The organism is Streptomyces ovatisporus (assembly GCF_042653885.1).
Lineage (GTDB): Bacteria > Actinomycetota > Actinomycetes > Streptomycetales > Streptomycetaceae > Streptomyces > Streptomyces ovatisporus.
This window is the reverse complement of sequence record NZ_JBHSFH010000006.1, coordinates 551,593-570,091: the sequence shown is the minus strand read 5'-3', so window position 1 is coordinate 570,091 and position 18,499 is coordinate 551,593. Positions and strand designations below refer to the sequence as shown.

18 protein-coding genes are annotated in these 18,499 nt (G+C 69.2%); 5 read left to right on the top strand and 13 right to left on the bottom strand.

Annotated features, from left to right (window positions below):
• Positions 1–174 precede the first annotated feature (174 nt).
• Entirely contained in the window at positions 175–435 is a 261-nt protein-coding gene (locus ACFPA8_RS13765; RefSeq protein WP_386447568.1) for a hypothetical protein, read from the top strand.
• Positions 432–1,808, top strand: coding sequence for a serine hydrolase (locus ACFPA8_RS13760; protein WP_386447565.1), 1,377 nt, complete (start codon positions 432–434; stop codon positions 1,806–1,808). The genes ACFPA8_RS13765 and ACFPA8_RS13760 overlap by 4 nt, the downstream gene beginning before the upstream one ends.
• Before the next feature lie 119 nt (positions 1,809–1,927).
• On the opposite strand, the gene ACFPA8_RS13755 is transcribed toward ACFPA8_RS13760, so the two are convergent.
• The 7 genes from ACFPA8_RS13755 to ACFPA8_RS13725 form a co-directional block, all read right to left on the bottom strand.
• Positions 1,928–3,415, bottom strand: coding sequence for an alpha/beta hydrolase family protein (locus tag ACFPA8_RS13755; protein ID WP_386447562.1), 1,488 nt, complete (start codon positions 3,413–3,415; stop codon positions 1,928–1,930).
• A gap of 129 nt (positions 3,416–3,544) precedes the next feature.
• On the bottom strand, positions 3,545–4,207 hold the full coding sequence (locus tag ACFPA8_RS13750; protein WP_386447559.1) for a response regulator: 663 nt from the start codon (positions 4,205–4,207) through the stop codon (positions 3,545–3,547).
• Positions 4,204–5,451, bottom strand: a complete 1,248-nt coding sequence (locus ACFPA8_RS13745; protein WP_386447556.1) for a sensor histidine kinase — start codon at positions 5,449–5,451, stop codon at positions 4,204–4,206. Before ACFPA8_RS13745 ends, ACFPA8_RS13750 begins: the two co-directional genes overlap by 4 nt.
• Positions 5,451–6,269: an ABC transporter permease gene (locus ACFPA8_RS13740; RefSeq protein WP_386447553.1), complete on the bottom strand. Its 819-nt coding sequence runs from the start codon at positions 6,267–6,269 to the stop codon at positions 5,451–5,453. Before ACFPA8_RS13740 ends, ACFPA8_RS13745 begins: the two co-directional genes overlap by 1 nt.
• Entirely contained in the window at positions 6,266–7,222 is a 957-nt protein-coding gene (locus ACFPA8_RS13735) for an ATP-binding cassette domain-containing protein (protein WP_386447550.1), read from the bottom strand. Before ACFPA8_RS13735 ends, ACFPA8_RS13740 begins: the two co-directional genes overlap by 4 nt.
• Before the next feature lie 229 nt (positions 7,223–7,451).
• The gene (locus tag ACFPA8_RS13730) at positions 7,452–8,201 is read right to left on the bottom strand and encodes an SDR family oxidoreductase (RefSeq protein ID WP_386447548.1); all 750 of its coding nucleotides are present in this window, start codon (positions 8,199–8,201) and stop codon (positions 7,452–7,454) included.
• A gap of 178 nt (positions 8,202–8,379) precedes the next feature.
• Entirely contained in the window at positions 8,380–9,285 is a 906-nt protein-coding gene (locus ACFPA8_RS13725; RefSeq protein WP_386447545.1) for an AraC family transcriptional regulator, read from the bottom strand.
• A gap of 382 nt (positions 9,286–9,667) precedes the next feature.
• Here ACFPA8_RS13725 and ACFPA8_RS13720 point away from each other — a divergent pair, with 382 nt between their 5' ends.
• Positions 9,668–10,198: a GNAT family N-acetyltransferase gene (locus tag ACFPA8_RS13720; RefSeq protein WP_386447542.1), complete on the top strand. Its 531-nt coding sequence runs from the start codon at positions 9,668–9,670 to the stop codon at positions 10,196–10,198.
• Positions 10,199–10,259: 61 nt separating this feature from the next.
• Here ACFPA8_RS13720 and ACFPA8_RS13715 read toward each other — a convergent pair whose 3' ends face one another.
• The 3 genes from ACFPA8_RS13715 to ACFPA8_RS13705 all read right to left on the bottom strand — a co-directional run bounded on the left by ACFPA8_RS13715 (position 10,260) and on the right by ACFPA8_RS13705 (position 13,173).
• The gene (locus tag ACFPA8_RS13715; protein ID WP_386447540.1) at positions 10,260–11,003 is read right to left on the bottom strand and encodes a DUF6069 family protein; all 744 of its coding nucleotides are present in this window, start codon (positions 11,001–11,003) and stop codon (positions 10,260–10,262) included.
• Between the two features lie 5 nt (positions 11,004–11,008).
• Positions 11,009–12,022, bottom strand: a complete 1,014-nt coding sequence (locus tag ACFPA8_RS13710; protein WP_386447537.1) for an RNA polymerase subunit sigma-70 — start codon at positions 12,020–12,022, stop codon at positions 11,009–11,011.
• Between the two features lie 317 nt (positions 12,023–12,339).
• Positions 12,340–13,173: a PIG-L family deacetylase gene (locus ACFPA8_RS13705; RefSeq protein ID WP_386447534.1), complete on the bottom strand. Its 834-nt coding sequence runs from the start codon at positions 13,171–13,173 to the stop codon at positions 12,340–12,342.
• A 473-nt stretch (positions 13,174–13,646) separates the two neighbouring features.
• Between ACFPA8_RS13705 and ACFPA8_RS13700 the strand changes: the two genes are divergently transcribed.
• Entirely contained in the window at positions 13,647–14,297 is a 651-nt protein-coding gene (locus tag ACFPA8_RS13700; RefSeq protein ID WP_386447531.1) for a GyrI-like domain-containing protein, read from the top strand.
• A 336-nt stretch (positions 14,298–14,633) separates the two neighbouring features.
• On the opposite strand, the gene ACFPA8_RS13695 is transcribed toward ACFPA8_RS13700, so the two are convergent.
• Positions 14,634–15,644, bottom strand: coding sequence for a hypothetical protein (locus ACFPA8_RS13695; RefSeq protein ID WP_386447675.1), 1,011 nt, complete (start codon positions 15,642–15,644; stop codon positions 14,634–14,636).
• Positions 15,645–15,766: 122 nt separating this feature from the next.
• On the opposite strand from ACFPA8_RS13695, the gene ACFPA8_RS13690 reads away from it, so the two are divergent.
• The gene (locus ACFPA8_RS13690) at positions 15,767–16,411 is read left to right on the top strand and encodes a TetR/AcrR family transcriptional regulator (RefSeq protein ID WP_386447528.1); all 645 of its coding nucleotides are present in this window, start codon (positions 15,767–15,769) and stop codon (positions 16,409–16,411) included.
• A gap of 417 nt (positions 16,412–16,828) precedes the next feature.
• Here ACFPA8_RS13690 and ACFPA8_RS13685 read toward each other — a convergent pair whose 3' ends face one another.
• Positions 16,829–17,428, bottom strand: a complete 600-nt coding sequence (locus ACFPA8_RS13685; protein WP_386447525.1) for a GNAT family N-acetyltransferase — start codon at positions 17,426–17,428, stop codon at positions 16,829–16,831.
• 364 nt (positions 17,429–17,792) lie between these two features.
• Positions 17,793–18,497: a DUF1775 domain-containing protein gene (locus ACFPA8_RS13680; RefSeq protein WP_386447522.1), complete on the bottom strand. Its 705-nt coding sequence runs from the start codon at positions 18,495–18,497 to the stop codon at positions 17,793–17,795.
• Positions 18,498–18,499: the final 2 nt, after the last annotated feature.

Below are 18,499 nucleotides of genomic sequence, written 5' to 3'. Positions count from 1 at the left end.
CTCCTCCTTTTGCGTTCATCAACATACATTGCAACGGCCGATAGGGAGAGTTGCATTCACCCACAATGTCATTGCAACGAATGCGCTGTTCAGAGCCCTTTCAGGGTCGTCATTTCATTGACGCATGTTGAAACGCAACGTAGCTTTCTCTCGTCGGAAAGAGGAGGAACGCTGATGATGCATGTGATGGCCATGTCGACCGTCTCGGACGAAGGCAAGTTCTGGAGCGGCTTGAAGAAGGCCCACGCCAAGCTCCCCAAGGGCGCCGAGTGGAAGGTGGCGGTCGCGAGCAAGGACGGGACCAGGGCGGTGAACATCATCACCTACGACTCGATCGACGGTGTTCGGGACTTCTTCGAGGTGCACGGCGGCGCCTACGCCACGACGGAGTACTTCGAAGCGGATGCCGCGAACGCGGTCGGTCTCCCGCGATGACGCTCGACGTGCCGCGGATCCAGGCCCGGGTCCGCGGGCTCCTGGCGGAGTACGGCATCCCGGGCGCCTCGATCGGTGTGCTCCGCGAGGGGAAGCCGGCCGAGTTCGCGGTCGGCGTCAAGAACGTGGAAACGCGGGAGCCCGCGACCGTGGACACCGTCTACCAGTGCGGCTCCATGACCAAGACCTGGACCGCGCTGGCTTTCATGCAGCTCGTCGACGAAGGCAAAGTCGGCTTGGACGAGCCGGTGCGGACCTACCTGCCCGGTTTCACGGTCGCCGACCCCGAGGCAAGCGCCGAGGTCACCCCTCGTCACCTGCTGTGCCACACCGACGGCATCGAGGAAGCCTACGGGGATCCCGGCGAAGGCGACGACGTCTACGAGCGCTTGGTCGAGAACCTCGCCGACGCACCCCAGGTTTTTCCGCTGGGCCACACACACGGTTACAGCGCGGCGCTCGGTTACGCGATTCTCGCGCGGATCCTGGAGGTGCACGACGGCAAACGCTGGGACGACCTCATGCGGGATCGTCTCTTCGACCCCATGGGCCTGACCAGCACGAGCAGTTGGCGTGAGCAGGTGGATGAATCCCGGGCCGCGACCGGACACCTGATCCGCTCTCCGGAAGAGGGCCCCGTCGTCACACCGGTGGACTACCTGCCGCGTGTCTTCGGCCCAGGCGGCAACATCACCTCGACGACCCGGGAGGTGCTCGCAATGGCACACGTCCTCCTCAACGAAGGCAGGGCGCCAACCGGAAGGCGAATGGTCTCGGCGGAAAGTGTCCGAGAGATGACGCGTTCACGTGTGCCCATACCGGATCCGTACATGTTCGGCCCGGAATGGGCGCTCGGTCTCATCGTGTGTGACTGGCACGGCGAAACCGTCTACGCGACCGATGGCAGCACGATCGGCCAGAACGCCCGGCTTCGGCTCCTGCCGGACTCGGACACCGCCATAGTGATGCTGACGAACGGCGGGCCACGGGAGAGCTTCTACCGCAGAGTATTCCGAGAGATCCTGGCCGGCCTGGGCACGGTCACCATCCCGGACCTGCCCGTACCGGATGTGACGCTGAACCTCGACCTGTCCGCATACGAAGGCGTCTACGAGCGGCCCGGCGCACGGTACGAGGTGTCAGCCGAAGGCGGAAAGCTGTACCTGACCTTGGACATCGACCCGATGCAGGCAGAGTTTCTCCAGAAACCGGACCGCATCGGATACGAGTTGCTTCCCGTGAGCAAGACGCATTTCCTGATGCCGCCGGCGGATCCGTCGGAGGACACCCAGACGGTCGCCATCTACGACTTCACGAACGGCGCTGCCCGCTACCTTCACACCAACTGCCGGGTGAACCCGCGATCAGAGTGACCGTGTGAACAGCCGTGCAGACGTCGACGCCGCCGGATCACCTCAGTGCCCGGCGGCAGCCGGCGAGACAACGAGGATGCGGCGACGAGCCCGGATCGCTCCCGCTGCGCCACCGTTGTTCACCCGGCGCCGTAGACGCTCAGCTCGCCGTGCTCGGCGAAGAGGCCGGGAAGGTCCGCCGGCCGGCCGCGAAGCTCGGCGTCGAGGAAGCCGATCGTCAACTCGGCGATGATGCGGTTGCCTTCGGTGCGCCCGAGGGTGCCCACCAGCGACGGCACCGGCGGCATCCACAGGGGCGCGTCGGTGAAGGCCGGGTGGGTCATCCCGGGGATGGTGAGCATGTAGCCGGTCGTCGTGCTGAGTTTGAGCATCCGCTCCAGAGCGGGGAGATATCTGGGATTGTCCTCCAGCCCGATCTTCTGGGTCAGCGCCAGCACTGGCTGGTCGTACGACCCGGGATCGCCGTCGTAGGGAAAGCCGTCGAGGGCGATCACCGCGGAGAAGCGCTCATCGGTGCGGGCCGCTTGGAAGGCACCGCCCACGCCGGCCGACATGCCGACGACCGCGGCGCGGTCGGTGTCCAGCCGGCCGGCGAGGACGCTCTTCACCTTGCCGCTGTCGAAGCGGCCGAGGTGGGTGAGGGCCGAACTGAGATCGCGGGCCTTCACCGCCGCCAACTCCTCGCCCAACCGGTAGCCTTCGGCGTCGGAGCTGACCCTGTGCTTCGCCCTGCGAACCGTCCGGCCGTCGGCGAACACGACCGCGGCCGTGTCGTAGGGGTGGTCGAGCGCGGCGACCACGTAGCCGTGGCTGGCCAACTCCTCGGCCCAGGCGGTGTTCGTGGTGCGCCCGACGCCCATACCCGGCGTGAACAGCACCACCGGGAATTGCTCCTTGCCGGAGGCGGCCGGGGCGTCGGGCACCGCGTTGGTGCGGGCCGTCACGGAGCCGTCCAAGATGAACCGGGGGAACCCGAGGTAGTCCGCCTCGGCGTCGGCGGCGGCGTTCGCCTCGGCCTCCGAGCGGCCCATGTACCGCGCTCGCTCCACCTCGTCCGGACTCGCCTCGGCCGGGTACCAGATCTGGGCCTGCAGCGCACGCACGTCGTCGGGATCGGTCGTCCACGTCTCGGGCCGATCGGAATCGGTCCACTCGACGACGGAGGTGCCGACCGCGTACTTGCCGGTCGGCGCGGGGAAGTCCGGGACGGGGAAGGCGATCGCCGCGCCCACGCCGGCGACGATCGACAGGACGCCGGCGGCCGAACCCGGTCCGGCCAGCCACCAGCGGACCCGCCGACCGCCGGGCTTCCCCAGCATCGTCCGGGCCGTGAAGGGCAGCACCACCACGACCGCCGCCAGCACCGGGACCATCTGCCAGCGAAGACCGACCACCGCGAGCACCGCCGCTGACGCCGACGACACAGCGGCGGCGCCGATGGCGGCCCGGCGCCGGAAGCGCGGTGGCAGCCAGCGGGCCGACACCAGCGCGAGTGCGCCCACGACCAGGACCGCTTCGATCGGCGTCATGCCTATGCCGCTGATCATCTCGTTCACAGAGGCGGCGGCAAGGGAGGCCGGGTGACTACTGCTGCTCGATGCTTGCATGACGGCTCCAGAGCGTGCGGCGTCGAGGGCCGCCCGGGTAGGGGTTCTGTGGTGGAAGCCCAGCGCCTGGGCGACCATGGGTGGTGGGCCTGGAGGAAGTGCCGGCACCGCGCGGCGGTCCGTCCGCCCTCATACGGGGCGGACGAGCCGGGTCTCGTAGGCGAAGACCACGGCCTGCACCCGGTCGCGCAGCTCCAACTTCGTCAGGATCCGGTTGAGATGGGTCTTGACGGTGGCCTCGGCGAGGTGGAGCGCGGCGGCGATCTCGACGTTCGACAGGCCGCCCGCCACCTCGATGAGCACTTCGCGCTCGCGTGCCGTAAGCCTCTCCAGCCGGTCGTCCTCCACCGTGCGGCGATCGGCGGGCAGTTGGTGGGCGAAGTTCTCCAGCAGACGGCGTGTGATCCGCGGGGAGACCACCGCGTCCCCCGCGGCGACGCTGCGGATCGCCGCGAGCAGCTCCTCGGGCAGTGCGTTCTTCAGGAGGAAGCCCGATGCCCCGGACTTGAGCCCCGTGAAGGCGTGTTCGTCGAGGTCGAAGGTGGTGAGGATGAGCACCCGGGCCTGTCGGCAGTCCCGGGTGATGCGTGCTGTCGCCTCGATTCCGTCGGTGCCGGGCATGCGTACGTCCATCAGCACGACATCGGGGTTCAACTGCCGTGCCAGGCGTACGGCTTCGGCGCCGTCACCGGCCTCGCCGACCGGTTCCATGTCCGGCTGTGCCTCCAGCACCATCGTGAACGCCATGCGCAGCAGCGGTTCGTCATCGGCGAGCAGGATGCGGATCGTCACGCGGTGCCGCCTCCCGTCGTGCCGAGGCCGGGCGTCGTGCCGAGGCCGAGGCGGGCCGACACCCGCCAACCACCGCCATGCGGGAGAGGGCCCGCCTCCAACGTCGCCCCGTACGCGGCCGCGCGCTCCCTCATGCCGGGTATCCCGTGCCCGGATCCTGGGTCGCCGGGGTGCGGGGCGGTGCGGTCGGTGCAGGTGCCGTCGTCGGTGACCTCGACGGCGACCGCCTCTGCGGAGCACCGGACCCGGACTTCGGCGCGAGTGCCTACCGGTGTGTGCTGGAGAGTGTTGGTCAACGCCTCCTGCACGAGGCGGTAGACGGTGAGCTGCGCGGCGGCGGAGACGGGAGACGGATCGCCCGTCTGATCGAGGCGGGTCGGCAGTCCGGCGGCGCGCACCTGATCGGCGAGGGACTCCAACTGCGCGATGCCGGGCATCGGATGCCGCAGGGCGTCCGGTTCGTCCGCCCGCAGGACTCCGAGGAACCGCCGCATGTCGGTGAGGGCTTGCCGTCCCGTACCGGAGATCTGCCGCATGGCGGCGGTCGTCGTATCGGGGGAGCGGAACTGGGCGAAGACCGCGCCGTCGGCGAGCGCGACCATCACGGACAGGTTGTGGCTGACGATGTCGTGCATCTCGCGGGCGATACGGGCCCGTTCGTCCGCGACCGCGAGCCGGGCCCGCTGGTCGCGTTCGCGCTCCAGACGTACGGCTCGGTTCTCCACGGACGCGAGGTAGGCGCGCCTGGTCCGGGCGCTCGTACCGATGACGGCGGCGGCGACGGCCATGGCGGTGAGGCTGATGATGTCGCCGACGACTCCGTCCTCGGGCGCCCAGCTCAGGGAGTTCAACACGATGCCCAGTTCGAGAACGGCACCGGCCAGCAATGTGCGGCGCCGGTCGCAGTACGCGGCCACCGTGTAGAGGGCGATCAACAGCGCTACGTCAGCCGAGAGTTGAACGTCGGCGAGCCACTGGACGAATGCCGTGGTGGCCACCGCACCGAACACTGCCAGCGGCGCCCGCCGACGCCACACCAAGGGAACCAGCAGCCCCGCCTGGAGGGCCAGGAACCATGGATGGTCGCTGAGGTCGTCGCGGATGACGACGGCGGCCGGGACGAAGAGCACGGCAACCAGCAGCGCGTCCACCGCCGTCGGCGACAGCCGGGCACGCGCCCGCAGCAGCGGAAGACATCCGGTCAGGGCGCCCCGCGACTGTACGGGCGGTATTGCCACCTTCATCACGCGTCCCGCCGTTTCAGCGCCACGGCGGCTGCGGCGAGCGCCACGGCCGCGTACAGGCACAAGACCGCGAAGCCGGTCCACGGGGCCAGCGAAGCGGGCCCCGGATCAAGGACGGCGACGGAGCGTCCGGCGTTGTTCGGCAGGTACTTGCCGATGCTCTCGGCCCAGGTGGCCGGGAGAGTCCTGACGACTTCCGGCACGACCAGCAGCATGGCGAAGACGGTGGTCGTGCCGCCCGCCGTATTGCGGATCAGCGCGCCGATGCCGACGCTCAGCAACCCCAGCATCGTCAGATACAGACCGTTGCCGAGGACGACACGGGCGACACCGGGATCGCCCAGTGAGGCCCCGATGCCCGTGGATTCGAGCAGGTCCTGGCTGACCAGGAAGGCCGCCAGGGACGCGGCAGTCATCAGGACCCAGACCACCGTTCCGTACACGGCGGCCTTGGCCCACAGGACCGGAAGACGGCGCGGCACCGCGGAGAGCGTGGCACGGATCATTCCGGTCGAGTACTCGCCCGTGATCACGAGAACACCCAGTACGCCGACTGCGAGTTGGGCCAGGTAGTAGCCGACCAGGCTCAGTGCGGCCGGTTCGTAGGCTGCCCGCTCGGCCGCGGTCAGGTCCGGCCAGCGGCCGGCGGTGACGGACGCGAAGAGAGGCCCCAGACCGGTCATCGCAATCGTCGCGGCGAACAGCGTCAAGAACGTCGAGCGCACGGAGCGGAGTTTGACCCATTCCGAAATCAGAACCCGGGCCTGCGTCACATGGCCGTGTGCGGCCCGGGGACGGGGGAGGACATCGGTGCTCATGCCGCACGTCCTCCGGTTCCGTTCCGGTCGGCCGCGCCCACCGGAACGGGCCGGGCAGCCGCGTACTCGACGGCGTCGCGGGTGAGTTCCATGAACGCCTCCTCCAACGACGCCCGCCTTGGCGTCAGTTCGGCGAGAGCGATCCCGTTGTCGGCGGCGATCCGGCCGATCCGCTCGCCGCTCAGGCCGGTCACTTCCAGCGCCCCGCGCTCCTGCGAGGTGACGACCACATCCGGACCTGCCAGCAAGGCACGCAGCCGGTCCGTCTCACCGGTGTGCACGTGCACCGAATTGCGCGCCGCCTTCCGCGTGAACTCCTCGACCGAGGTGTCCGCGATCAGCCGCCCCCGCCCCACCACGACGAGATGCTCGGCAGTCAGCGCCATCTCACTCATCAGATGCGAGGAGACCAGCACCGTGCGGCCCTCGGCTGCCAGCCTCTTGAGGAGGTTGCGGATCCACAGGATGCCCTCGGGGTCGAGGCCGTTCACCGGCTCGTCCAGGACCAGGGTTGCCGGGTCGCCGAGCAGGGCGCTCGCGATGCCGAGCCGCTGGCCCATGCCCAGCGAGAAGCCGCCGGCCCGCCTGCCGGCCGCCTCCCGCAGGCCCACGATGTCGATGACCTCCTCCACCCGGCTACGGGGTATGCCCGTGGTGGCCGCCAGGGAGAGCAGGTGATGGAACGCCGAACGGCCGGTGTGGACCGAGCGTGCCTCCAGCATCGCGCCGACCTCGTGCAGCGGTGCCCGGTGCGCGGCGTAGTGCTTTCCGTTGACCGTGACGTGACCCGCGGTCGGGGCGTCCAGGCCGAGGATCATCCGCATCGTGGTGGACTTCCCGGCGCCGTTCGGCCCGAGGAAGCCGGTGACGGCGCCGGGCCGTACGGTGAAGCTGAGATCGGCGACGGCGGTCTTGTCTCCGTAGCGCTTGGTGAGCGCGTGAGCTTCGATCATTGGATTCCTCGTCGAGGGTGGGAGCTGGACGACTCCCAAGCTAGATTTCGCAGCCCGACGAGCGCGTGAGCCCACAGACCGGACTCCCCATCGACAACGTGCATCCACAGGTGGATGCGGCTACGCCTTGAGGCGCAGCCGCAGCCGCAGCGCACCGACGGCTCACCTCCCTCGCCGTCCTCTGTGCACTCCGTCGACCCGGCGCGGCGTCACCCTGCCTGCTGCTCGATCACTTCGCCTCGGCGAGCCGGATCGCGTCGGGGCCGGCAGGGAATCGCAGCCGGTCGGTCGTGTCGTGCACGGCAAGCCACACGGTCTCGGCCACGTCGCTCTCCCTGGTGAACAGATCCTGGTTCATGAAACCGCTCATGACCTTCTCCGCCCAGGGAAGGTAGGGCTCCGGGACGGCCTCTTCCAGGGAGTCGCCGTCGAGCGCGGTCTCGCCGAAGTTCGTGGTCAGGCAGGCGCCCGGCTCGACGGTCTTCGCCTGCACTCCGAAGGCCGCGAGTTCGAGCGCGAGGGACGCGGTGAACCCCTCGACGGCCATCTTGCTCGCCTTGTAGACGGCGGTGAGCGGCATGTGGCCCAGCACCACGCTGGACGTCACGTTGACGACCACGCCGGAGCCGCGCTCACGGAACTGGGGCAGCACGGCCCGGGTCGTCGCCATCACGCCGAACGTGTTGGTCTCGAAGACCTCCCGCACCCGGGCCATGGACGTCCCCTCGAAAACGCCGATCGAGGGAACGCCCGCGTTGTTGACGAGCACGTCGACGGGCCCGGCCGCCTCCAGCGCCCCTTCGATGGTCTCGGGCCTCGTCACGTCGAGTTCGAGGACGCGGAGCCGGTCCGACTCCGGGAGGACGCCGGGACGCGGAGTCCGCATCGTCGCGATGACGTTCCACCCCTGTTCATGGAAGTAGCGGGCGGTCTCCCGGCCGTATCCGGACGACGTACCGGTGATCAGAACGGTCTTCATGGTGTGATCCTCGCGTTGTGGTCGGATCCACGAAGCGGCATCTTCCTGCTCCGCAGAAGAACTCCTGATCCCAGTGAACCGCTCTGACCTGCGCAAATGATAGAAGGATCCTCGCTCGCCCTTGCACAATCCTCCTTCTCCACTCGTCCTCGCTCCGCCTCGCCGCTGCACGCCCCGCTCAGGTCAGGACGCCCGCCGGAGTGCGTGCCGTGTTCCGCAGGCGGGCGGCGTCCCGGCTCGGGGGTTCGCCGAACTGGCGGCGGTACTCGCGGCTGAACTGCGAGGGGTTGTCGTAGCCGACACGGTGACCCACCCCCGTCACGTCGCCCGGGTGGGTGGCGAGCAGCAGCCGTGCCTCCTGGAGCCGGATCTGCTTCTGGAACTGGATGGGGCTCATGGCGGTCACCGCCTGGAAGTTGCGGTAGAAGGCGGAGACGCTCATCCCGGACAGGCGTGCCACGTCCTCGACCCGGAAGGGCTCGGCGTAGTGCTCGCGAATCCACCGCACGGCCCGGGAGACATGACTGAGGCCGCTGTCGGCAAGGCCGAGCTGGCGCACCGCCGCGCCCTGCTCGCCGGTGACCAGGCGCCACAGGATCTCGCGCTTGATCAGAGGGGCCAGTACGGCGCGGTCGCGGGGCTCGTCGAGCAGCCGAAGCAGGCGGACCACCGCGTCGAGCATCGCGGGCGGGGCGTCGCTGACGGCGATCCCCGACGGTGCACCGGTGCCGGAGCGGGGGATGTCTCCGGGACCGGCCTGAAGCAGCAACTCGGCGACGGCGGACGGTTCCAGCACGAGACCGAAGCCCAGCGCCGGCTGCTCCGGGGCGGCCTGGAGGAACTGCCCGGTGACGGGCAGGTCGACGGAGGCGACCAGGTACTGCCCGGCCCCGTACTCGTAGACCCGGTCGCCCAGTGCGAGGTGCTTGGCGCCCTGCGCGATGACCGCAAGCACAGTCCCGGACATGGAGGGCTCCGGAGGGTCCGGACGGTCGACCTTCGAGATCAGGACGCCGTCGATGGCGGTGGTCCAGTCGGGGCGGACATGCCTGGCCAGCAGCGTGCGTAGCTCATCGAGGTACATGCCTCCAGTGCAGCAGACATCCGGACCAGTGCTCCCCATACTGCGAGGATCGTGCAAGTGCCCGCGAGTGCAGCGAGTGGGGTGGCTCGGGCATGTATCCGGGTCTACGAGGTGCCGGGCGGACCTCGTAGACCCGGCTGGACGGGGCGGACCTCTCGACGGTCGACGATGTGACCGTGGAGCACGGTGAGTTCGGAGTTCCAGCGGCTGCGACTGGCGGTGAACTTCAGCTGGCCGGTGTGGTTCTGGTGTTCACTGCCGCGCTTGCCGGCGTGATGCTCCGGTACTCCCGTCGTAGGTCGTCATGTGACCTGGTCCTGGGGTGTCAGCCGCCGGCGGATATTCCGGTGGCCTCAGCGCACCGTCTGACTAGAGTCGGCCCGTGCCCGAGCTGAAGCGGCTGCATGCTGCGCATGCCCCAGCGGTGCTGGCCTTCGAGCTGGCGAATCGCGCCTACTTCGCTGCCTCGGTCCCCGACCGTGGCGACGAGTTCTACGCCCAGTACGCCGACCGGCACAGCGCCTTGCTGGCTGAACAGGAGGCCGGCATCTGCGCTTTCTACGTGCTCGTCGTCGATGATGGCTCGGTTCTGGGCCGGTTCAACCTGTACGACTTCGAAGACGGCGCTGCCGAACTCGGTTACCGGGTTGCGCAGCACGTCACCGGCCGCGGCGTGGCGACCGCGACCGTCCGGGAGTTGTGCCGGCTTGCCGCGGCGCGGCACGGGCTGCGCACACTGCGGGCGGCCACCTCCCGCGAGAATGCCGCGTCCCAGAAGGTGCTGACCAAGGCCGGGTTCGTCCCGGTCGGTCCGGCCGGCCCGGCCGACCTCGGCGGTGAGCCAGGCACCTGGTACCAGCGTGACCTGGGTGTTGCAGGTCATGACGTCGTGGCCGCCGGGGCCGGCACGTAAGGGGCAGGTCCCCGGGCGGCAGGATGAGAACTGCCAAGTCACCCGACCACGTTGCGGATCGTCAATCGGTCCGGGTGCGGAGGCTCCGCGCCATGGTGGGGATCATCACCGCCGCAGGGACGAGGTGCAACGCGACGAGGGCGGTGATGGTGGCGGTGTTCGCCGCGGAGAGGAAGGGCGGGACCAAGGAGATCGCGGTCAGCGACACTGCCGTCCACACGAATCGCTCGGCGGGGCGAGCGCTCCAACGAAGCAGAGCGGCGGCAATGACGATGCCCACGACGGAGAAGAAGCCGGTCACGACGGCGAACCCGGACAGCGGGATCGTCTCGCCACCATCGGGGACCTCGAAGTCGACGCCGACGGCCTGGGCGAGGGCAGCGCCGAGGGTGGTGGCCACGACCGCTGCGAGCGTGGCGATGAAGCCGGTGACGGCGAGCCCGCGGAGTCGGCGGGTGTGGCTGGTCCGGCCCGATGCCGGGCCTGCCACGACCCTGTCGTCATTGCTGTTCATGTCGGTCCTCCATTTTTCGGTGACTGGCGTGCGGGGTGCGCCGACTGTCATGTGACGGTCGGCCCTGGGGGTGATGACGAGCACTCTCGCCGTGTGACGGCCGGGGTTCCGCAGGGCGCGGACGCCGGTGCCGCGGAGCCAGAACCCGGCGTCGCGTCCGAGGACGGGCCCGGGTTCGCCGTCGCGCAGCTCCAGCTCCACCCGCCCGCGGGTGACGACGCCGAACGCGTCGCACCACTCCTCCGCGACCACCGCGACACGCGCGCCGGCGCGCAGCGCGAGCGTCCACACCGGGACTACTCCGTGCCCTCCGGCGGCAGGCGTTCCGGCAGCCCGAGCCGCGGGAACTGGTCGTCGTGGAAGGTCACGATCTCGGTGATCGCACCGCCGGTGACGCGCAGGACGTCGATCGTCAGCGGCAGGTACGCGCCCCTGTCCTTCCGCCAGAGGTAGAAGGCGACGGCGGGCTGCCGGTTCACCGCGGTCCGGACGGCGCGCAGTCCCGTCATGCCCTCGAAGCCGTCCTCGACCCAGCTGTTCACGACCGTGTCGCGGCCGATGTACAGCCCAGGGGTGGGTGGCATCGAGCAGCGGACGTCGTCGCGCAGCATCGAGGCGAGCGCCGGGATGTCCGTGGCGACGCTGGCGTCGGTGAAGCGGCGCACCAGCTCCCGCGTCCCGGCGTCCTCCTCGCCGCCGGTCCAGTCCTGCCGCTCGGCGGGCAGGTGCTCCCGCATGCCGGCGCGGGCCCGCTGCAGCGCGCTGTTCACGGAGTTGACGGAGTCCCCGAGGAGCTCCGCGACGTCCTTCGCCTGCCAGCCGAGCACGTCCCGCAGGATCAGCACAGCCCGCGGGCGCGGCGCGAGGTGCTGGACCGCGACCAGGTACGCCAGCTCGATCGTCTCCCGCGCTACGGCGACGGTCTCCGGCTCGTCCGCGTCACCCGCGGGCAACTCGTCGAGCAGCCGGTCCGGGTAGGGCTGCAGCCACAGCACCTCGCCGCCGGTTGCGGGCTCCGGGCGGCGCTTGGCCAGCAGGTCGAGGCAGGCGTTGGTGGCGATCCGGTACAGCCAGGCCCGGAACGTCGACCGCCCCTCGAACGTCTCCCGCCGCCGCCAGGCACGAAGGAACGTCTCCTGCACGGTGTCCTCGGCATCCTCGAACGACCCGAGCATCCGGTAGCAGTGCACGTGCAGCTCCCGCCGGTGCCGCTCCGCCAGCCCGGAGAACGCCGACTCGTCGACCTCGCCCGGCCCGTTCATGCCCGGCCCGCTCACGCCCAGCTCTTCCCGCCGCGTGTCCGCACTCATCACGTCATCCTTCCGCCTCGTCGCATCCCGTCGTAGGTGTGACGGGTACGGGCGCGACAACTCATCACCAGGGCCGGCCGGCCCTGGTGTGCAGCCGTGCACAGCCGGACCCGGGGCCCGCCGGCGCGGAGGTCCGTCGAGGCCTGTTCGCGGTGGGGCGTCGCCTCAAGGCCGCCGGTCGGTTGAGTCGATCCGGGCATGACCGGTGGCGTCCCGACAACGGTGCAAACGGCTCGGGGTGCAGGGGGCGGGTGCGTGGCCTCCTCGATCGCGCCGTGCGGCCGGTGAACTTCCCGGGCCCCGGTCGGACGGGCCGATCAGCGCAGTCCGGCGAAGAGGTCGTTCTCGGGTACGGCCGCGCCTGTGGCGTCCTTGACCCGTACGAAGGTCTCCATGCCCATCAGCTCGCCGAACCTCTCCTTGCCCATCTTGAGGAAGAAGATGTTCTCGCCCTGACTGGCGTGCGCGGCCAGCGCATCGAACTTCTGGCTGCTGAATGCGGTGGTGTCCACCCACGTGGTGATCTCGTCGTCGGGGAGGCCGATCTCGGCCATCGCGGCGGCCTCGGCAGGATCCGGCTCCGGGACGTCCTCCTGGAACTCGCGCATGGTCTCCCCGAACCGCTGCATCATCGAGCGGGGCACCGTCGTCCAGTACACCTTCGGCGTCAGCTCGGTCATCTCCAGCGCCGCCATCGTGATGCGGTGGGCCTGGATGTGGTCGGGGTGGCCGTAGAAGCCGTTCTCGTCGTAGGTGACGACCACATCGGGCCGGTAGTGCCGCATGAGTTCCGCAAGCCGGGCGGCGCCTTCCTCCACAGGGGTCCGCCAGAAGGAACCGCGGGCGTCGTTGCTCGGCCAGCCGGTCATCCCGGAGTCGGCATAGTCCAGCATCTCCAGATCACTGATCTTCAGGACGTCGCAGCTCGCCTTGAGTTCTTCACGGCGCATCAAGGCGACGGCCGCCGGATCGTGCTCGGGATCGCCCGGCTTGACACCTCCCGGTCCGTCACCGCAACCGCCGTCGGTACACGTCACGAGAACCGTGCGGATGCCCTCCGCCGCGTACCGCGCGAGGACCCCTCCGGTTCCGGTGGCCTCGTCGTCGGGGTGGGCGTGTACTGCCATGAGCGTCAAGGGCCGGTCAGTCACGAAACTGTCCTCCTGCAGAAGTACATCTTGGTCCGATTGAGCGGCGGGTGTGCCGCTGTCCCGGGGCCGGGATCCCGGTCGGGCGGACGACCTCGTGGTCTCCGTGCTCCCGTCCGTGCGGCGCCGGCCCCTCCGTGGATGCAACCGCGTCGACTGGGCCGGCTGTTCCCGGCGCGTCAGGCCGGCGGTCAGGCCCCCCAGCTGGCGGCGCGCGTCCCAGCGGTTCAGGACGGCGCAAAGCCCCGCCTGTGCGCCAGACGCCAGACGCCAGACGGTGGCGGTGGCCTTGAGCTCTTCGAGTACATCCACCCCGAAGCGATCGAGCCGGAGCCCGCTCGTCCCGACGAGATCGGGAGCGATATCGTCGACCCGTCTCCTGTGCTCTGCAGGCCCTGCGGTGGGCGTGGAGCCGTACGCACTGGGCCTCCTGGAGGCAGGAAGGGTGTGGCTCACCGCCCGAGCCCGGGTACCCCATGACGGAAAAGATCGACTTCAAGAAGACCCTCGACAGCTACCGGGCGAAACGAGGCGAGTTCCGGGTCGTGGACCTGCCCGCCATGCGGTACCTGATGGTTGACGGTCACGGCGATCCGAACACCTCACCGGCCTTCGTCGAGGCGCTCGGCGCGCTGTATCCGGTGGCGTACAAGTTGAAGTTCGCCAGCAAGCGGGAGCTCGGCCGGGACTACGTCGTCCCGCCCCTGGAGGGGCTGTGGTGGGCCGAGGACATGGACACCTTCACGGCTTCGCGTGACAAGTCCCGGTGGGACTGGACGATGATGCTCCTGGTCCCTGACTGGATCGACCAGGACATGTTCCGAGGTGCCGTCGAGCTGGCCGGAGCCAAGGCCCCTCCCGTACGTCTCGGCGACGTCCGCCTTGAGCGTCTGTCCGAGGGCCGGTGCGTGCAGACGCTGCACATCGGGTCGTTCGACGACGAAGCCGCGGTCCTCGAGCGCATGCACCACGAGTTCATCCCCGACCACGGTCTTCGCATGGACGGCAAGCATCACGAGATCTACCTCAGCGACTTCCGCAAAGTCGGACCTGAGCGTCTGCGCACCATCCTCAGGCAGCCCGTTCTTCCCCGAACGGCAGCGGCCACCGCCCGCGCTCAGGAATGACCACGTTCTTCGACGATCTCGACCTCGAAATCATCGGTCAGCGGCTCGAACCGGATCGCGCGGTGCTGACGTGCCGGGGCGTTGCGGCCCGACCAGTGACGTCGTCGCTGCGGAGGGGAAGGCACATCGCGGACACCGTCGTTCCTCGTCGACCACGATGCGCAGCCTCGCAGCCCTCTCCCCGCCTGCACTGCCACAGGCGCTGCCACTACGACGGCAAGACCTTCACCGGCCGACGGGCCCCCGACATCGACCACATGGTGCCTCTCGGCGAAGCCTGGGCGTCCGTAGCCTCGAAATCGCCGGCGGAGCCGTCGTCACGGTGCGCGGGGCCTGTCACCTCCGATACCGCTGTGCCACTGCGGTGAAGGCGGCTTTGGGTTCCCATTCCATGTCGGGGTAGGTCTGCCCCCGGCGCCCTTCGAGGAGTTTGACGATGCCGAGGCCGGCCCGGTCCAGGTCGTCCCTGGGGTCGCCGTCAGGGCGGTGCGGGTAGCCAGGCAAGGCGAACAAGAACACGAACGCGCTGTCCACACCCTCGGTCTCGAAGATCTCCAGCAGATCGCTCAGATACGCGGCCTGGCCGGCCTCGTCGCGCTCGTACATGCCGTTCAGCCGTAGGGGGGCCCTGGTCTCCGGGTCGTACTCGACCACGTCCAGCACCCGCCCACCGCGGTCTCCCGCGCCGCAGTAGGCCGCGGTGCCGAACCCCGTGATGGCCAGCGGTTTCGGGCCTCGGGCCAGGGTGCGCACCGCCTCCCGGAACCGGTCGGCGACCTCGGCGGAGCGGATCAACTCGAACGTCACAATGTCGAAGGGAGCCCAGTCGACCTGCTCGAACTGGATGGATGCATAGGTGAGCTTTCCTTGGAAGCGCTCGCGGATCGCGGCCGCGGCGTCGCGGAGGAATGCGTTGATGCGCACGCCGAGTTCGTGCATTGCGTCGGCCCGCCGCTCGGGTTGGCTCATCAGCTGCTCGACCCGCTCCTCGGGGCTCTCTCCGGGCAGGAACCCGCGGTTCATCACGCTCAGCTCGACCCCTGCGACGAACACGACTGTGGCCCCCTCCTGCCGGAGCCGTTCCGCTCGCTCGGCGCAGTCGCGGAAGAGCGTGTGGATCTGCTCCGTATCCAGCTCCAGCGGATACGGGGAGAACCAGACCTCCATGCCGAGTTCGGCGGCGGCACCTGCGGCCAGCTCCAGTCGGTCCGGGTCGCCGCCGATGATCTGGACCGCGTTGCAGTGCAGGTCGTCGCGGATGACGGCGAGTTCGCGCCGCACCACCGCGGGGTCGAAGTGCTCGCGGGACAGCTGGCCGTGCACGACGAATCCGGTGTCGTAGGTCATTCCTCTTGCTCGCATGGTGACGTCCTCTCATCCGGTCTCGGTCTCGGGAAGTTCGAGACTGACAGGAAAAGTGCGTGTACGCAAGTTTGCGTGCACGCAGTTCCGTGTGGGACGCTGACACCGTGACGACACGAGCACCAGGACTGCGGGAGCGGAAGAAGCAGGCCACACGCGAGGCGCTGCGCGAGGCGGCCCTGCGCCTGGCCGTGGAGCGCGGACCGGACCAGGTGCGGGTCGAGGACATCGCCGAGGCGGCCGGGGTCTCGCCGCGCACCTACAACAACTACTTCGCCAGCCGCGAGCAGGCGATCGTCTCCGCTGTCACCGCGGACCGGGAGGCGCAGATCGCGGCAGCGGTCGCCGTCCGGCCCGCAAGAGTGCGCCTGGCCGACGCCGTCACCGAAGCAGTGGTCGAGCAGTACACGAACGCCGGTGAGCGCGAACGCGAGGCGCTGCTGCTGATCACCACTCAGGCCGCGCTGCGCGACGCGTTCCTCGATGCCACCGCCGGCATCGAGCCCCCTCTTGCGGCGGTGCTCGCCGAGCGCCTGGGTGACGCCGGAGCGCACACGGCCCGCGTCCTCGCAGCGAGTGTGGCGGCGGCGGTTCGCATCGCGTTGGAAGGCTGGCTCAAACCGGCCGGGAACGCAGGGGCCGCCGGGAAGTTCGCCGCCGGAGGACTGGTCGTGCCCTCCGGCTCACTGCCCGACCAGCTCCGCGCGGCGCTGGCGCCGCTCGCACCCGCCTTCGACGCTGCCGAGTGCTAGGGCACGTCGTTTGGATCTTCGCGGGCTCGCGACGCCCGGCCCGCCCATCTGCTGCGTTGTCGGAGTCGCCCGAGTACGCCCAGTACGAGGGCGATCCTCCGCCTGGCATCTGGACGCACCGGACGCCGCTCGCCGACCCACGAAGATCCAAACGACGCACCCTAGACCCAGCCGTGAAGCCGGCCCAGCCGGAGCATCCGCCCAGTAGATCCGGAACGACCGTGCACCTGCCGCCGTCATCGTCCTCGTCAGCCGGCTCAACATCGGTGACGCCGTGTCAGGGCGCGATCTGCGACTGCGGATCGTGCGATGTCCCTGCAGGACACAAAAGTTGTCCGGGCTGGCAGGTCAGGGTGCACCTGTGGGGATGCGGGCATGGGGCGAAAGCCGTATCCAAGCGACAACCCGGACGCGCCTCTACCAGAGACGGTCTTGACGCCGCTCTTCGCGGGCTGGAATCGGCACAGCCGACGGCCGCCACTCCCGCCTGAGCAATCCGAACACCCACGAGTCGGATACCTCGCCGTTCACGACGCAGTCTTCCCGCAACGTCCCTTCACGCACGAATCCGATCTTCTCCAGGACCCGGGCAGATGCCACGTTGCGCGTATCGGCCTCGGCCTGAACACGATTCAGGTCCAGCGCGTCGAATGCCCACTGCAGCAAGGCATGCGCGGCCTCCGTCGCGTAACCGTGGCCCCACATCGCATCGTCGAGGCAGTAGCCCAACGACGCGCTGCGGTAGTCCGGGTTCCATCCGGTCAGACTGCACCAGCCGACGAAGGCCCCGTCGGGAACACGGTCGATGGCCACCCGCGCCCCGGTGCCTTCGTCCGCCATCTTCCGGCACTTTGCGATGAAGCGCTCGGCGCGGGCTCGTTCGGTCCACGGCGGGGAGTCCCAGTAGCGCATCACGTAGGTGCTGCTGTGCAGCGTGAAGAGGAGGTCGGCGTCGGCGTCGGTGAAGGGGCGCAATCGCAGGCGGGCGGTGTGCAGTATGGGGGTGTCCAAAGACATGCGCGCCATCTTGCCTCGTCATGAGGGCGGTCGGAGCGCCGAACACCGGTCCCGGTCCCGTGAACGTCACCCGCAGCCGCCTCGACCGCCGAGGCTTCCTCACCCGACTCGGACGCGCCTCTAGCAGAGACGGACCTGACGACCTCTGAGACGTCACACTGTCGGCCCGGCGGGAATCGAATCAATGCCCCCCTGACCCCAGAAGATCGAGGGTGGCCGAATCCGCAGGTGTGTGGTCCCGGAGTGGTCCCAACCTTCCCCGGGTCGCGTGCCGTTCAGACCAGTGCCCGACAACTCGCGCCGTTCCGCGTGGGGCGCGCGCATACGGAATCGATCCGATCCGCACACCCCACGCGGATTGGCGTTACTTGCCCGAGTTGGCGCCGCGGCGCATCAGGAGCACGCCGGCCGCTGCCAAGGCGGCGAGGACGGCCGCCGCGATGACGAACCAGACGGCAGCGGGCAGCCCGCCCTCATCTTTCGCAGCTGCCGGCTCAGCACGCTGTTCGGCCGGGGGTGACTGTGCGCCGTCGCTACTGGAAGGGGCCGCGCTCTCAGGCGAGGCGCCGGACTCGGCCGGTGCCAGCTTCAGCACCGGAGCGGGTGTCTCTGGTTCCGCCTTGCCCTCCTGCGGCACTTCGATCCACCGGTCGACCCGGCCGTCGTCGTAGCTCTGCAGTGTCTTGAAGGCCAGTTCCTCGGCGTCCGGCAGTTGACGGACGGAGATCGAGTAGGACGCGTTCTGCCCCACTCCGACCTTGGGGCCTTCCACGGTGTATCCCTCGTCCGAGGGCTTCAGCTTCCAGCCGTCGGGACCTTCCTTGTAGGTGACGTCCTTCGCGTCGATGCCTTCAGGCAGAACGACTTCGAGTTTGGTGATTCCGGCGCTGTCGGACTCCGATTCAGCGTCGAAGGAGACAGTGACGTTCTTCGCGAGGGCACGGGCGCCCTCGGACTCGACCTCGACGTGCGCGGCGGCCGCGCCGGTTGCCGCTATCACCAGCGCCATGGCGGCAACCGTGGGGACACCGACGCGACTTGCGAGGGTCAGTCTGGATGTGCGGGACATGA

Bases quoted from the DNA above. Each gene is read 5' to 3' on its own strand.
- ACFPA8_RS13765 (WP_386447568.1), top strand. From the start codon at position 175: ATGATGCATGTGATGGCCATGTCGACCGTCTCGGACGAAGGCAAGTTC.
- ACFPA8_RS13760 (WP_386447565.1), top strand. From the start codon at position 432: ATGACGCTCGACGTGCCGCGGATCCAGGCCCGGGTCCGCGGGCTCCTG.
- ACFPA8_RS13755 (WP_386447562.1), bottom strand. From the start codon at position 3,415: ATGCAAGCATCGAGCAGCAGTAGTCACCCGGCCTCCCTTGCCGCCGCC.
- ACFPA8_RS13745 (WP_386447556.1), bottom strand. From the start codon at position 5,451: ATGAAGGTGGCAATACCGCCCGTACAGTCGCGGGGCGCCCTGACCGGA.
- ACFPA8_RS13740 (WP_386447553.1), bottom strand. From the start codon at position 6,269: ATGAGCACCGATGTCCTCCCCCGTCCCCGGGCCGCACACGGCCATGTG.
- ACFPA8_RS13735 (WP_386447550.1), bottom strand. From the start codon at position 7,222: ATGATCGAAGCTCACGCGCTCACCAAGCGCTACGGAGACAAGACCGCC.
- ACFPA8_RS13730 (WP_386447548.1), bottom strand. From the start codon at position 8,201: ATGAAGACCGTTCTGATCACCGGTACGTCGTCCGGATACGGCCGGGAG.
- ACFPA8_RS13725 (WP_386447545.1), bottom strand. From the start codon at position 9,285: ATGTACCTCGATGAGCTACGCACGCTGCTGGCCAGGCATGTCCGCCCC.
- ACFPA8_RS13710 (WP_386447537.1), bottom strand. From the start codon at position 12,022: ATGAGTGCGGACACGCGGCGGGAAGAGCTGGGCGTGAGCGGGCCGGGC.
- ACFPA8_RS13700 (WP_386447531.1), top strand. From the start codon at position 13,647: ATGACGGAAAAGATCGACTTCAAGAAGACCCTCGACAGCTACCGGGCG.
- ACFPA8_RS13695 (WP_386447675.1), bottom strand. From the start codon at position 15,644: ATGACCTACGACACCGGATTCGTCGTGCACGGCCAGCTGTCCCGCGAG.
- ACFPA8_RS13685 (WP_386447525.1), bottom strand. From the start codon at position 17,428: ATGTCTTTGGACACCCCCATACTGCACACCGCCCGCCTGCGATTGCGC.
- ACFPA8_RS13680 (WP_386447522.1), bottom strand. From the start codon at position 18,497: ATGTCCCGCACATCCAGACTGACCCTCGCAAGTCGCGTCGGTGTCCCC.